We start from the raw sequence: 14,068 nt of genomic DNA on the forward strand, positions 1-14,068 counted from the left end.
GCCCGCCACGGGTCGACCGCAGCGGGCGTCCGGGGGACAATGGACGCAGTGATGTCCCCCGATCCCGAGCTCTCTCCCCGCCGCGCCGCGCGCGCGGAGGCCGAGCGTCTCGCGACGGCGGCTGTAGCGGTGCCCCCGGCGCCCCCCACCCGACGCCAGCTGCGGGAAGCGGCGACCGGGGCCGTCGCGCTCCCGGCGCGGCCCGACGAACCGGCCGCGACGCCGCGGGGCGCGACGAGAGGTCGGCTCCCCGACCTCCTCGGCGCCCTGCCGCTCCGGCGCCGGCGGCGCCTCGCCCTCGTCGCCGGGTCGGCGGTCGCGGTATTGGTGGGTGCCGTGGTGGTGGGGGGCGCGACGCTCGGGCGCGGCGCGGATGCCGAGGGCTCAGCCGCGGCGGACGCCTCCGCGGTGTCGGCTGCGATCGCCGGGCCCCCCGCCGTCCCCGACGACGGCCTGCCGGTTCCGCAGGTCGCCGCCGTCGCCGCGACCGCCACCCCGTGCGACGACCCGGCCTTCACCACTGCCCTCTCACAGGGCGACGACACCGCCGCGATCGCCGCCGCGGGCGGTGGGGCGGCGTTCCGCTCCGCGGTGGCATCCGGACTCGCCCCCTGCGTCTCGCTCAGCGACCCGGATCGCGAGTGGCTCGTCGTCAACAAGCAGCGCCCGCTCGATCCGCTCGACTACTACCCGGGCGACCTCGTCATGCCGTCCAACGTGCGCGCTCTGGAGCAGTCGGCCCTGCGCGCCGCTCCCGCCGAAGCCCTCAGCGCGATGGTCCGCGCGGCCTCCGACGCGGGGGTGGGCGAGATCGGCTATCTGAGCGCCTTCCGCTCCTACTCCACGCAGCAGTCCACGTACGCCGGTCGCGTCGCCGTGGGCGGCGTGGCCGAGGCCGATCGCGAGAGCGCACGCCCGGGGTTCAGCGAGCACCAGACCGGAAAGGCCGTCGACATCGTGCCGTGCAACGGCTCCTGCGCGACGCTCGACGACGTGGCGGCGTCGGCGCAGGGCGCCTGGGTGCGGGAGCATGCCTGGGAGTTCGGCTTCATCACGCGTTATGCCGAGGGACGCGAGGATGTCAGCGGCTACGAGCCCGAGGCGTGGCACCTGCGTTTCATCGGGCCGGAGCTCGCCCAGGCGTACCACGACGGCGGATACACCACCCTCGAGGAGTTCTTCGGGCTCCCGGCGGCGCCGACGTACTGAGCGTCGGGCAGGCGGCGTCCCGACGCTGCCAAGATGCACGCGGCTCCGCCGTCCCGCCCCCTGCGCACGGCCTCCGTCGAGCGGGCCGTCAGACCCGGCGTCGTCGCGCGGTGAGCCGCACCCCTGGCAGGGGCGGCGCGGGGATGCGCTCGGGTCCGTGGTCGACGACCTCGCCGAACCGGGAAGAGCGGGCCTCCCACGCCTCGCGTGCCTCGGCGATCTCGTCGTGCGAGCGGCCGACGAAGTTCCACCACATCACGATGTCGGCCTCGAAGGGCTCCCCGCCCAGCAGGAAGACCCGGGCGCCCTCGTCGCTGCGCAGCTCCAGGTGGTCGCGTCCGTTGCCGAGGTAGACCAGCCGCGTGTGATCGACGGATGCCGTCGACCCGGGCTCGATCGCGGGCGCCGGTCGTCTCGAGGCGTCGGCGTCGACGGCATCCACCCCCGTCGTCGCTTCGGCGGCGCCGACCATGCCGGAGACGGCGTACTCCCACGTGGGGTCCAAGGGGATCCGCACGGTGGCGCCGGCGGCCAGGCGCAACTCCGCGCCGACGATCGGCGTGTGCACGGTCGCCGGCGACGAGACTCCGCCCAGTTCGCCCATCACGACGACCGCGTCGGATCCGTCGCCCAGATCGAGCACGGGCAGGTCCTCGTGGCGCTCGAAGGCGGGAGCGCCGTGCCGACGCGACTCGGGCAGGGCCACCCACAGCTGCAGCGCGTCGAGAGGGATCGGTCCCTCGCCCACCGAGTACTCCGAGTGCGCGATGCCCGCGCCGCTGGTCATGAGGTTCAGGGCGCCGGGCCGCACGACGACGTCGCTGCCCACGGCATCCCGGTGCCGCACCTCGCCCACGATCGGCCAGGTGACCGTCTGCAGGCCGATGTGGGGGTGCGGTTCGACGCGCATGAGGGTCTGCTGCGGACCGAATCGGTCGAGGAAGCACCACGCGCCGACCATCGGCAGCGAGCGGTGCGGGAGGGTGCGATGCACCTCCATGCCGCGCACGCCGCCCAGCGGCACCTCGCGCGCCTCGACCACGAGCGCCCGCGGCCCGTCGCACTCGACCGGGCCCTCCGCCTCGGGCGGGGCGACGTCGAGGCGGGTCACGACGCCTCGTCGGCGCCCTCGGGCCACTCGACCGAGAGGCCGTCGACGTCGTGCTCGCCGAGATAGTGCGCGACGAACGGGCACGAGGGGATGACGGTGTCGCCGCGGCGCGCGAGGTCGGACAGCGCCTCACCGGCGAGCTTCGAGCCGAGACCCTTCCCCTTGAAGGCCGGGTCGATCTCGGTGTGGGGCAGCTCGACGCGGTCACCGGCGGGCTCGAACTCCAGGAACCCCCCGAGCTCGTCTCCGACGTGGATCTCGTAGCGGTGCGCCTCGTCGTTGCGGGTCACGGTCAGTTCGTCGGCCATGGGGTCTCCTGTCGTCGGTGCTCACAGCAACGTATGCGCTGGCATGGATGTTCCGCCATCCCTGGACACGCCGCGCCGCTCGTCGCACCGTTCGCGCCGCTCACCGCACGATCGACGGATGCCGCGGGCGGCGGGGCACGGCATCCGCTTAGTGTCGGCGAGTCCGCAGCGCCGCGAACAGGAGGCATCATGAGCGCATCCGTCGACGACGACGTCGTCACCGACCCGAACCTTCCGCCCGTCGCGGTCCCGCCCGACAAGCTCGAGAGCCGGTGGACCCCCGCGAAGATCGCCCTGTGGATCGGGATCGCCCTGCTGGGCGGCCTCGGCTGGACGATGCTCGCGATCGTGCGCGGGGAGACCGTCAATGCGATCTGGTTCGTGTTCGCCGCCGTCTGCACGTACCTCATCGGCTATCGCTTCTACTCGAAGGTCATCGAGCGCTACATCGCGCGCCCCGACGACCGCCGCGCGACCCCCGCCGAGCGGAAGGCCGACGGCAAGGACTTCGTCCCCACCGACCGCCGCGTGCTCTACGGCCACCACTTCGCCGCCATCGCGGGCGCCGGTCCCCTCGTCGGCCCCGTGCTCGCGGCCCAGATGGGCTACCTCCCGGGCACGATCTGGATCATCGTCGGCGTGATCCTCGCCGGTGCGGTGCAGGACTACCTCGTGCTGTTCTTCTCGATGCGCCGGGGCGGCCGCACGATCGGCCAGATGGCCCGCGACGAGCTCGGGAAGATCGGCGGGACCGCCGCGATCCTCGCGAGCCTGCTGATCATGCTGATCATCGTCGCGATCCTCGCGCTCGTTGTCGTGAACGCCCTCGGCGAGAGCCCGTGGGGCGTGTTCAGCGTCTCGATGACGATCCCGATCGCGCTGTTCATGGGCCTGTACCTGCGCTACATCCGCCCGGGCCGCATCACCGAGATCTCGATCATCGGCTTCGTGCTCCTCATCGGGGCGATCGTCGCCGGCGGCTGGGTGGCCTCGACCGAGTGGGGCTACGCGGCCTTCCACCTCGACCGCTCCGTCATCGCGTGGGGCATCATCATCTACGGCTTCGTCGCCGCGGTGCTGCCGGTCTGGCTGCTGCTCGCTCCCCGCGACTACCTCTCCACCTTCATGAAGGTCGGCGTGATCGTGATGCTCGCCGGTGCCATCGTGCTCGTGCGCCCCGAGATCTCGGTCCCCGCGTTCAGCGAGTTCGCCGGTGGCCAGACGGGCCCGGTGTTCAGCGGCCCGATCTTCCCGTTCCTCTTCGTCACGATTGCCTGCGGCGCGCTGAGCGGTTTCCACGCCCTCATCGCTTCGGGAACGACCCCGAAGCTCGTCGAGAAGGAGCGCCAGACGCGCTTCATCGGCTACGGCGGCATGCTCATGGAGTCGTTCGTCGCGATCATGGCGCTCGTCGCCGCTCTCTCGATCGACCGCGGCATCTACTTCGCCATGAACTCCTCGCCTGCCGCCACCCTCGGCACCGTCGAGGGCGCCGTCGCCTTCGTGAACGGACTGGGCCTGGCCGGGGTGAACCTCACGCCCGACATGCTCACCTCCACCGCCGCAGCGGTGGGTGAGACCTCGATCGTCTCGCGCACGGGTGGCGCCCCGACCCTCGCGCTCGGTCTCGCGCACATCATGCAGCAGGCCCTCGGCGGTCAGGCGATGATGGCCTTCTGGTACCACTTCGCCATCATGTTCGAGGCGCTGTTCATCCTCACGGCGGTGGATGCCGGAACCCGCGTGGCCCGCTTCATGCTCCAGGACTCGATCGGCACCGTCATCCCGAAGTTCAAGGATCTCTCGTGGCGGCCCGGAGCCTGGATCTGCACCGCGATCATGGTCGCGGGCTGGGGCTCGATCCTCATCCTCGGCGTGACCGATCCGCTCGGCGGCATCAACACGTTCTTCCCGCTGTTCGGCATCGCCAACCAGTTGCTCGCCGCGATCGCGCTCGCCGTGGTGCTCGCGATCGTCGCAAAGCGCGGCCGCTCGTACTTCCGCTGGCTGTGGATCGTGGCCGTGCCGCTGGCGTTCGCCGCGGTCGTGACGATCACGGCATCCATGTACAAGATCTTCTCGCCGGTCCCGGCGGTCGGGTACTGGGCCAACCACTTCGCGTTCCGCGGGGCGCTGGCCGAGGGCAAGACCGAATTCGGCACCGCCAAGAGCGTCGCCGCCATGGAGGCCGTCGTCCGCAACACCTTCGTGCAGGGCGTGCTGTCGGTGATCTTCGTCACGCTCGCGATCGTCGTGATCGTCATGGCCGTGATCGTGACGGCGAAGGCTCTGCGCGCCGGGGGAGGGGAGAACCTCGAAGACGCGCCGGTTCCGTCGCGCCGCTTCGCCGCGGCGGGCTTCCTCGCCACGAAGGAGGAGCGCGCCATCGAGAAGCAGTGGGAGGCCCTCCCGGCCGACCACCCCGACCGTCCGACCGCGTCGTCGCACCACTGAGGCCGTCGATCATGGACCGCACGGATGCCACGGCCCCCGGCCCCCGCGAGAGCATGGGCATCCGCTTCGCGCGGGTCGGCCGTGGCATCCGGTGGTACGTGACGACCCTCATGGGCGATCGCGCCTACGACGTCTACGTGCGTCATCTCCGAGCGCACCACCCTCAGGCGCAGCCGCTCACGGAGCGGCAGTTCTGGCGTCAGCGATCCGACGAGCAGGACCGCAACCCCGGCGCCCGCTGCTGCTGAGTAGGCTGCCAGGATGCTCGACGCACCGTTGCTCGCGGGCGCCGTGGGTGTCGTGGTCGGCGCGGTTCTGACCCTGGCGCTCGTGTCGGCCCGGCGCTTCGCGCGCGGCTCACGCGATCTCGGCAGCGACGTCGACCGCGCCACGCACCGCACCCTGCACGTCGCCGCGGCCGCCGCGGCGGCGCTGCGCGGCGGCCGCGACGAGCCCGACGCCGAGCGTGCGGCCACGCACCTGCGCGCGCTGCTCGGAGCGGATGCCGTGGCGATCGTCGAATCGGGGGCCGACCGGGTGGCGCTCGACGGATCCGAGGCGCTGGCGACCTCCGCGCGCCGCATCGCCGCACGGGTGTACGACACGGGACGTCGGCAGGTGTTCTCCGAGGAGGGCGGGTCGGCGGTGGGCGCGCCCATCGTCGTCGACGGACGGGTGTGGGGAGCGGTCGTCGCGTTCGCCGACCAGGCGCGAGGCCCGCTCGTGCGCGCGACCGGTGACGTCGCCGACTGGTGCGCGGCCCAGATCGAGCTCGCCGGCCTCGACGCCTCGCGGGCGGCGTTGGCCGAGGCGGAACTGCGGGCGCTGCGCGCGCAGATCAGCCCGCATTTCATCTACAACGCCCTGACCGCGATCGCGTCGTTCATCTCGACCGATCCGCCGCGGGCGCGCGATCTCGTGCTCGAGTTCGCCGACTTCACGCGGTACTCGTTCCGTCGGCAGGGGGAGTTCACGACGCTGTCGGAGGAACTGCGCAGCATCCACTCCTACCTGGAACTGGAACGGGCGCGCTTCGGCGAGCGGCTCACCGTGCGGCTGCGCATCGCCCCCGAGACCCTGGCGACCGTCATCCCGTTCCTCTCCGTGCAGCCCCTCGTCGAGAACGCCGTTCGGCACGGGCTCGAACCCGGCGAGAGCGGAGGAGTGCTCACCGTGACCTCGATCGACGACGGCACGCACACCGAGGTGATCGTCGACGACGACGGGGTGGGGATGGATCCGCACGAGCTGGCGGCGCTGCTCGACCTCGACGCGCCGTCGACGCACGTGGGGCTGCGCAACGTCGACGCGCGTCTGCGCCAGCTGTACGGGCCCGCGGGCGGCCTCGTGGTCGAGACGAACGTCGGCTCGGGCACCTCGGTGCGTCTGCGCGTGCCCAAATCGCAGCCGCTGCACGAGACGGCGCACGCGTGAGCGTCGAGGTGCTCGTCGCCGACGACGAGGCTCCGGCGCTGCGCGAGCTCGCGGCGCTGCTGTCGGCCGACCCCCGCGTCGACGTGGTGCACACGGCGAGCGGCGGCGCGGAGGCGCTGCAGGTGCTCGAGCGGGGAGGAGTGGCGGTGGCCTTCCTCGACATCCACATGCCCGGGATCTCCGGATTCGACCTCACGCGAGCCCTCGCGGGGCTGCGCGTGCGCCCGGCGGTGGTGTTCGTCACCGCCGACGACTCCGGAGCGGTGCGGGCCTTCGACCTCGAAGCGGTGGATTACGTGCTCAAGCCCGTCCGCGTGGAACGCCTGTCCCGCGCGCTCGGGCGAGCCCTCGCCACCGGGGTGGGCGCCGAGGCGGCGGACGACGAGACGATCCCCGTCACGGTGGGCTCCGCGACGCGGTGGGTGCGACGGGCCGAGGTGCGCTGGGTGCAGGCCAACGGCGATTACTCGCGGCTGTACACCCCGACCGGCGATCACCTGGTGCGCGTAACCCTCTCGGAGCTCGCCGACCGCTGGGCCGACGCGGGTTTCGTGCGCGTGCACCGGTCGTACCTCGTCCATCGCGACGCGGTGCGGGAGGTACGTCTGTCGGGAACGGCCCCCACGGTCCTGCTGGGCGACATCGAGCTCCCCGTCAGCCGCCGCCTCGTCGCGGCCGTGCGGGAGGCGATGCGGCGATGAGGGCGCAACCGGTCGCGGAGGAGCGACGGGAACGGCGGATGCCATGAGTCCCGACCCCCGTCCGTTGCCGCGCGTGCGGGTCACGGCATCCACCGCCGGTCGTGTCGCCCGGCCGCTCACGCGCGGGTTCGCGCTACCGGGTCGCGTGGCCGACGAGGCCGACGCGGTGTTCTCGCGCGGTCTCGTACGCGCGCAGCTCCGCCTCGCTCTCGCGTGCGCGACGTCGTTCGTGGTGATGGCCGCGGCGCTGACGGGGGTCATCGCGGCTCTACCCGCGCTCGGAGACCCGGTGCTGTGGGCGGTCCCCCTGTCGTGGCTGCTGCACGCCTACGGCTTCTATCCGCTGATCCTGGTGTTCGCCGTCATCTATGCGCGCGCCGCAGCGCGCAATGAACGGCGTTATCGGCAGCTCGCCGACCCCGGGGAGGCCGGATGAACCCGGTGTTCGATCTGACCGCGGTCGGTCTGCTCGTCGTGGTCACCGCGGTCCTCGGGTTCGCCGGAATCCGCACCTCGCGCACCCGCAGCGACTTCTTCGTCGCCTCGCGCAGCGTCGGGAGCGTGTGGAACGCGTCGGCCATCAGCGGCGAGTACCTGTCGGCGGGCACGTTCCTGGGACTCGCGGGGCTCGTGCTGCTCTCGGGGGCGGAGGGCTTCTGGTTCCCCATCGGCTACGCCGCCGGCTATCTGCTGGTGCTGCTGTTCGTCGCGGCTCCCCTCCGCCGCAGCGGCGCCTACACGATCCCCGACTTCGTCGAGGCGCGCCTCGAGTCCCGCACCGTCAGACGGGTCACCAGCATCGTCGTCCTCGTGATCGGGTGGCTCTACATCGTGCCGCAGCTGCACGGGGCGGCGCTCGCGCTGGGCGTCGTGGCCGACGTCCCCCCGTGGACCGGCGGGGTCGTCGTCGCGGTGCTGGTGGCGGCGATCGTCGCCGCGGGAGGGATGCGGGCGATCACCGCGGTGCAGGCGTTCCAGTACTGGCTCAAACTCACGGCGCTGCTCGTACCCGCGGTATTCCTGCTCGCGGCCCTGTCGGGCGGCGGCCGCGACATCGACCCGATGCAGGTCTTCCCCGTCGAGAGTGGACCGGGGGCGCTCGACGTGTACGCCACCGCGTCGCTGCTGCTGGCCCTGCTGTTGGGCACGATCGGCCTGCCGCATGTGCTCGTGCGGTTCTACACCAGCCCCGACGGGGCGTCGGCGCGGCGCACGACGGTGGTCGTCATCGTGCTCATCGGGGCGTTCTACGCGGTGTCGTCGACCATGGGGCTCATCTCTCGCGTCGTCGCCCCCGATCTCGCGCTCCCCGGGCTGGCGGACACGGTCGTGCTCGCCCTGCCCTCGCGCCTGTTCCCGGGGGTCGTCGGGGAGCTGCTCACGGCCCTGCTCGTCGCGGGCGCGTTCGCGGCGTTCCTGGCGACCTCGTCGGGGATCGTCGTCTCGCTCGCCGGGGTGGTGAGCCAAGATCTCTTCGGCGGCGGGGTGAGGTCGTTCCGTCTGTCGGCGGTGCTGTGCACCCTGGTGCCGCTCGCCGTCGCGCTGCTGACCGAGCCGGCCGGCCTGGTCGCGAGCGTCGGTCTCGTGTTCGTCTTCGCGGCGTCGACGTTGTCGCCGGTGCTGCTGCTCGGGGTGTGGTGGTCGCGTCTGACCGCGCGCGGGGCGGTCGCGGGCATGATCGTGGGTGCGGTGTCGTGCGGTGCGGCTCTGGTGGCGGGCGGGATGCTCCGCGGCGCGGGCGGGTGGGCGGTGGTGTTCGCGCAGCCCGCGGCGTGGGCGATCCCGCTCACCACCGCGGTCATCGTCGGCGTGTCGCTGAGCGACCGCGGGGGCGTGCCGGTGCGCGTGGAGCGCTACCTCGCCCGGTTGCACACGCCCGATGCGTGAGGCCCAGGGCGGATGCCGCGGGCCGGGACCGCGGCGATCCTCAGCCGCGGGCGCGATGGCGCCGGACGGCGGCGCGGTTCGCGCAGCGCACCGAGCAGTAGCGCTGACGGCCGTTGCGCGTGACGTCGACCACGACCCGATCGCAGGGCTCCGAGGCGCACCGACCGAGGCGGTCCATTCCGCGGGTGACCAGGTGCAGTGAGGTGCCGACCGAGATGACGGCCGCGAGCACGCGCGGGAGCGCCTCGTCGCTGTCGCGGTAGTGCAGGTGCCACCCCTCGCCGTCGTGGTCGGTCAGGCGCGGGAAGGCCGCGACGGCCGCCATCTGCGCGTTCAACATCGCGGCGCGGGCCGCCGGGTCGGACTCGTCCACGACGCGCAGCCAGTCGTCGATGACCGCCCGCGTCTGCGCGTGGTCGTCGGATGCCACGGGGAAGCGCATCGTCATCCCCCTCTCGATCGTCCGCTCCTCGATCCCCGCGCGGTCGTCCGGCCAGTCGTTCGCGAGCGAAGCGGCGAGCAGGACCGCGTACTCCCCGTAAGGGTTGAGGTGCATAAGGGCATTACATCACGCTGGGTCCATGACCGCCTCCCGAACCCGATCGGCCGCCGCTGCGGCATCCGTCCACGAACACGGCTGGGTCACCGCGTCGGTGCACGCCACGAGCGTCGGTCGCGTGCGCTACGTGCGATGCGCGGGGTGCGGCGCGTGGCGCGTGGATGCCGATGCGTCGACGGCGGCGCCGCCCGTGGCCGTCTCGCGCGTCGTCGTGTGAGGCGCACGGGGTCGGCGCGCGCCGTCGCGGCGTCGGACGTCCCGCGGCGCTGTGCGGCGCCACCCGTCGGCGCCGTCCGCACGGTAGCGTCGATGAAGACCGTCGACGGAGGACGCATGGATGCCCTGACCCTGATCGCCTCGATCGCCGGAGCGGTGCTGGCGATCGCGCTCGTGCTGCACGTCTGGTACGCGATCGGCCTGTCGCGCGTGATCGCCGCGCACGGCGGCGAGCCGTGGCGTGCCTGGGTGCCGCTCGTGAACGAGGCGGAGGTCTTCCGTCTGGGCCGGCTCGACCCGGTGCGTGCCGTGCTGCTGATCGTGCCGTTCGTGAACGTCTACGGGCTCGTGCTCAAGGCGACGGCGGCGAACCGGATCGGCGAGGGCAGCGGTCGCGGGGCCGGAGCGACGGCGCTCGCGGTGGTCCTGCCGCCCGCGTGGGCGATGCTCCTCGCGCGGACCCCGCAGACGGCGGATGCCGGGGCGTCGGCCCCCGTGCAGATCACCGTCAACGAGTCGGCCCGTGCCGACGAGGCCGACGGGCCCATCGCGGCGGTGCCGGGCATGCCGACCGCCGGAGCGACCACGACGCCTCCGATGCCTCCCGCCGCCGGAGCCGGAGCACGCCGCGCCGCCCCGGAGCACGATGAGCCGTACGCGCTCCCCGTGCTGCCGGGGCCCCGCGAGATCGGTGCGGACGGGCCGGTGGCCGACGTCGAGCAGGCCGCGTCGACGGCCCTCGACGGCGGGGTGGCGGCGACAGCGGCTCCGGCGACCGCGGCGCCTGCACCCGCCGCGCCGGTCTCCGGCGATCCCGTGACGCGGACTCCGGATGCCGGGGCGACGCCATCGGACGCGTCCACCGCAGCTCAGGCGGAGGCGGTCGACGCGCACCTCGGCGACCCGACCGGCGACCGCGTGTCGGAGACCACGGATTCCACGGCCGAACGCTCGGCCGGTCGCACTGACGTCGCCGCTCCCGTCGACGAGTCGACGCAGACCGCCCGCCCGCGTTCGCGCCGGCGGGGGGAGTGGACCCTCGCGCTCCCCGACGGCGCAGCGGTCGCCCTCACGGGTCGCACGGTGGTGCTGGGACGCAAACCCTCGAACGCCGACGAGGCGGTGCAGTACGTGGCCGTGCACGACGACAGCCGCACGATGTCGAAGGAGCACGCCCGCCTCGACTGGACCGTCACCGGCTGGACGATCACCGACCTCGACTCGACGAACGGCGTGACGCTCGTCCACGACGACGGACGCGTCGAGCGGCTGTCGGGCGGCGCCACGGCTCCGGTGCCGACCCGCTTCCGTCTCGGTGACGCCGGTCTCGAATTGCGACCGGCGGCGGGCGGAGCCCGGCGCGACGACGGCCGCGGGTCGACGCTCGCGATTGCGGAGGCGCGCGGTCGAGCCGTCTCGTGAACGCCGCTGCGCGACCGCGCCGTCGCGTGTCTGCGCCGCTGCGCGATCGCGGCGTCACCCGCTGGCGCGACCGCGCCGTCACCCGCTGGCGCGATCGCGCCGTCGTCCTCAGTCCGTGGCGGTGTCGTCGCCGTAGAGTCCGCGCCCGGTCGGCGCCGGACGGCGCGCGCCCGTGTCATCGCGGCGACGACTGACGAAGACCGCCATCGCGCCGATCGCGCCCAGCAGCACCAGCGCCCCCGCACCGATGCCGGTCGCCATCGTGATGGCCGCGGCATCCGGACCCGGGCCCACCGTGATGCTCACCGGGGCGGGCGTCGCCGTCGGGTCGGGTGAGGCGGACGACCGCACGAAGGGGTTCGAGGGTCCGCGCAGGCCCGATCCCGGGACGAGCACGAGGGCGTCGTAGGGCTGCACCACGCCCCACCCCGAGGTGTTGGACCGGGCGTCGGGCTGCCCGCGCACGGCGGTCACCTCGAGGCGGTACGCCCACTGGTCGGGCGTCTCGTCGGGATGCGCGGACGCGACGAGCGCGGCGGCGGCCGAGACGTATGCGGCCGCGTAGCTGGTCGCGGGGGCGTCGCCGGCCACCACGCAGTCGCCGCCCTGCGGCCACGAAGAGGCGATCGCCTGACCAGGGGCCGACAGCTTGACGTGCGATCCGCGGATGCTGGCGCTGGTCACGGCGCCGGACGTATTGGTCGCGGCGACGCCGATCGCGCCCGGGAAGCCGGCCGGGTAGCGCACGCCGTCCTTGTCGTCCTCCTCGACCGCGGCCTCCGAGTCGCGGTTGCCGGCGCTCGCCACGACGAGGCTCCCCTTCTCGCGCGCGTAGGCGACGGCGGAGGAGAGGCCGCCGTCCTCGGCGGTCGTGCTCATCGAGACGTTGATGATCTGCGCGCCGAGGTCCGCAGCGATCCGGATGCCGTCGGCCATGCGCGCGGTGTTGGGACCGAACCCCGCGTCCTTCAGCTGGTCCGACGTGCCGGCGAAGACGCGGATGGGGAGGATCTTGGCATCCGGGGCGAGGCCCTGCACACCCGACTTGGAGATGACCTGTGCCGCGATCTGGCCGGCGATCACCGTGCCGTGGCCGTAGACGTCGGTGCGGGCGGTGGAGTCCGTGCCGTCGGGGACGAGGTTGATGCCGGGGAGCACGGAGGCGTCGAGGTGGGGGTTGGGCGCCACGCCGGAGTCGACGACGGCGACCACCACCCCGGCGCCCTTGGTGATCTCCCACGCAGCCGCGCTCTGCAGCTCGCCCAGGGCGGGGGGTGTGTCGGGAACGCGCGTCGAGGCGAGGCACGTGTCCTCCGAGGCCGAGAGCACCGGACGCGGCGCGAGCGGCGCGGCGTGGGCACTCGTGGGCACCGCGGCCGCCAGGAGGCCCGCGACGAGCGCGACCGCGCCGAGACGCGCAGCCCCGGCGCGACGGATCACTTCGCCTCCGGGGTGCGCTGCGCCGCGCTCTCGCTCAACGACGGACCCGTCGCCATCAGGGCCGTCCAGCCGTCGGGGATCGAACCGATGTCGTCGGACGAGTAGCCCAGGCGGGCGATGGTCTCGTCGTTCGCATTCGGGAGCGGGTAGGCGGTGCCCGTGGCATCCACCAGGGTCAGCACGCTGGTGTTCTGGTCGCCGCGCCCGCCGGCGCGGACGAGCGCGCCGTGGCTCGGGTCGACCCGCACGCCTGGCGAGACGGCGGCCGAGGTCGGCTGCGTGGCCAGGGTCGTGACCGCCTGGCCCTCGGCGCCCTCGAGCACGGCGCAGGGACGCTGACCGCTCGGGACCGTCTCGAAGCCCGTCGACGGCCACTGGTCGCCGATGCCCTTCGAAGCCGTCGCGAGACCGCGGATCTCGCTTCCGGTCACTTCCGTGACCTCGCCCTTGAGCGCGCTGCCACTGCCGAGCTGGTACAGCTGCCACGCGAGCGGAGACAGCGTCTCGAGCACCCCTCCGGTCTGCACGAGGAAGCGCTCGTCCTCGGGCGCGCCCGCCTGACGGACGACCTGACCGACGCGTAGCGAGGTTCCCGAGACGCTTTCGCCGTAGTTCTTCAGGGTGATCGGGGTGAGCGCCGTGCCCGCGGTGAAGAGGTCGAGCCACGAGGCCGGAACGGTGACGGGGTCGAGCGCGGAGATGCCCGCGGCGCGCAGCACGGCGTCAGGGTCTTCACTCGACACGGCGAAGCTCCGTTCGCCCTGGATCACGTGGAGGATGCCGTCGACCGACACGACCACGGCCCGATCCGGCGCAGGCGTGGGGCCGGTGGAGGTCGAGACGCGCACGTCGAGCGCCGCGTCGTCGGACACGCAGGCGCTCCACCCCGTGTTGACGAGGCCGGATGCCGGCGGAAGCTCGTCGGGTGCGCCCGTGATGCCGAGGGTGTCGCCGACGGGGGTGCCCGCGAGGGTGGCCTGGTCGGTCGAGATCACGCCGTACTCGTTCGCCGGCAGCAGCAGACGCGCGCTGGCGGTGTTGATGACGGGGTGAAGGGTGCCGTCGACGGTGACGAAGCGCGCGCCGGTGTCGGAGACCAGCACGAGCTTGCCGTTCTCCCACCCGGTGGGCAGGCCCGGCCGGATGAGTCCGTAGAAGACCCCGACGAGGACGACGATGACCGTGAGCGCGATCGCGGCGATGACGGCGCGCAGGGGAGCGGTCGGCTGCAGTTCCTTGCCGCCCGGGGCGCCGCTGACGAACGCGGTGAGAAGGCGTCGGCGCGAGAAGTTCTGCGCCTCGATGAGATCGCCCTTGGTGGCCATCG

At 73.0% G+C, this 14,068-nt stretch carries 14 protein-coding genes; 9 read left to right on the forward strand and 5 right to left on the reverse strand.

Annotated elements, in window-relative coordinates; genetic code table 11:
• Positions 1–51 precede the first annotated feature (51 nt).
• Positions 52–1,209, forward strand: a complete 1,158-nt coding sequence (locus ACFZA2_RS08485; protein WP_391403194.1) for a M15 family metallopeptidase — start codon at positions 52–54, stop codon at positions 1,207–1,209.
• 88 nt (positions 1,210–1,297) lie between these two features.
• On the opposite strand, the gene ACFZA2_RS08490 is transcribed toward ACFZA2_RS08485, so the two are convergent.
• Both ACFZA2_RS08490 and ACFZA2_RS08495 read right to left on the reverse strand, forming a co-directional pair.
• The gene (locus ACFZA2_RS08490) at positions 1,298–2,320 is read right to left on the reverse strand and encodes a pirin family protein (protein ID WP_391403197.1); all 1,023 of its coding nucleotides are present in this window, start codon (positions 2,318–2,320) and stop codon (positions 1,298–1,300) included.
• On the reverse strand, positions 2,317–2,628 hold the full coding sequence (locus ACFZA2_RS08495) for a GNAT family N-acetyltransferase (RefSeq protein WP_315993803.1): 312 nt from the start codon (positions 2,626–2,628) through the stop codon (positions 2,317–2,319). Before ACFZA2_RS08495 ends, ACFZA2_RS08490 begins: the two co-directional genes overlap by 4 nt.
• 189 nt (positions 2,629–2,817) lie before the next feature.
• Here ACFZA2_RS08495 and ACFZA2_RS08500 point away from each other — a divergent pair, with 189 nt between their 5' ends.
• Genes ACFZA2_RS08500 through ACFZA2_RS08525 form a run of 6 tightly spaced genes read left to right on the forward strand, consistent with a single transcriptional unit; the run spans position 2,818 to position 9,104 of the window.
• Entirely contained in the window at positions 2,818–5,082 is a 2,265-nt protein-coding gene (locus ACFZA2_RS08500) for a carbon starvation CstA family protein (RefSeq protein ID WP_391403200.1), read from the forward strand.
• Positions 5,083–5,093: 11 nt separating this feature from the next.
• Complete coding sequence (locus tag ACFZA2_RS08505) at positions 5,094–5,330, forward strand: YbdD/YjiX family protein (RefSeq protein WP_391403203.1); 237 nt, start codon at positions 5,094–5,096, stop codon at positions 5,328–5,330.
• A gap of 13 nt (positions 5,331–5,343) precedes the next feature.
• Positions 5,344–6,516 (forward strand): sensor histidine kinase, encoded by a 1,173-nt coding sequence (locus tag ACFZA2_RS08510; RefSeq protein WP_391403206.1) that lies wholly within the window; start codon positions 5,344–5,346, stop codon positions 6,514–6,516.
• Entirely contained in the window at positions 6,513–7,217 is a 705-nt protein-coding gene (locus tag ACFZA2_RS08515; RefSeq protein WP_391403209.1) for a LytR/AlgR family response regulator transcription factor, read from the forward strand. The genes ACFZA2_RS08510 and ACFZA2_RS08515 overlap by 4 nt, the downstream gene beginning before the upstream one ends.
• Positions 7,218–7,260: 43 nt before the next feature.
• A complete protein-coding gene (locus ACFZA2_RS08520) occupies positions 7,261–7,653 on the forward strand; it encodes a heavy metal transporter (RefSeq protein ID WP_363387523.1) in 393 nt (130 codons plus the stop codon).
• Positions 7,650–9,104, forward strand: coding sequence for a cation acetate symporter (locus tag ACFZA2_RS08525; RefSeq protein WP_391403213.1), 1,455 nt, complete (start codon positions 7,650–7,652; stop codon positions 9,102–9,104). The genes ACFZA2_RS08520 and ACFZA2_RS08525 overlap by 4 nt, the downstream gene beginning before the upstream one ends.
• Positions 9,105–9,144: 40 nt before the next feature.
• On the opposite strand, the gene ACFZA2_RS08530 is transcribed toward ACFZA2_RS08525, so the two are convergent.
• Positions 9,145–9,660 carry a CGNR zinc finger domain-containing protein gene (locus tag ACFZA2_RS08530; protein WP_391403215.1) on the reverse strand — a complete coding sequence of 172 codons (516 nt, stop codon included), beginning with the start codon at positions 9,658–9,660 and terminating at the stop codon, positions 9,145–9,147.
• Between the two features lie 25 nt (positions 9,661–9,685).
• Here ACFZA2_RS08530 and ACFZA2_RS08535 point away from each other — a divergent pair, with 25 nt between their 5' ends.
• Positions 9,686–9,880, forward strand: a complete 195-nt coding sequence (locus tag ACFZA2_RS08535) for a hypothetical protein (protein ID WP_391403218.1) — start codon at positions 9,686–9,688, stop codon at positions 9,878–9,880.
• 116 nt (positions 9,881–9,996) lie between these two features.
• On the forward strand, positions 9,997–11,301 hold the full coding sequence (locus ACFZA2_RS08540; protein ID WP_391403221.1) for an FHA domain-containing protein: 1,305 nt from the start codon (positions 9,997–9,999) through the stop codon (positions 11,299–11,301).
• Between the two features lie 108 nt (positions 11,302–11,409).
• Here the strand turns inward: ACFZA2_RS08540 and ACFZA2_RS08545 are convergent, their stop codons facing one another.
• Complete coding sequence (locus tag ACFZA2_RS08545; protein WP_391403224.1) at positions 11,410–12,741, reverse strand: S8 family serine peptidase; 1,332 nt, start codon at positions 12,739–12,741, stop codon at positions 11,410–11,412.
• Positions 12,738–14,066, reverse strand: a complete 1,329-nt coding sequence (eccB, locus tag ACFZA2_RS08550) for a type VII secretion protein EccB (RefSeq protein ID WP_391403227.1) — start codon at positions 14,064–14,066, stop codon at positions 12,738–12,740. Before eccB ends, ACFZA2_RS08545 begins: the two co-directional genes overlap by 4 nt.
• Between the last annotated feature and the right edge of the window lie 2 nt (positions 14,067–14,068).

It is taken from the genome of Microbacterium sp. NPDC007973, assembly GCF_042958465.1.
In the GTDB taxonomy this organism is placed as follows: Bacteria; Actinomycetota; Actinomycetes; order Actinomycetales; family Microbacteriaceae; genus Microbacterium; species Microbacterium galbum.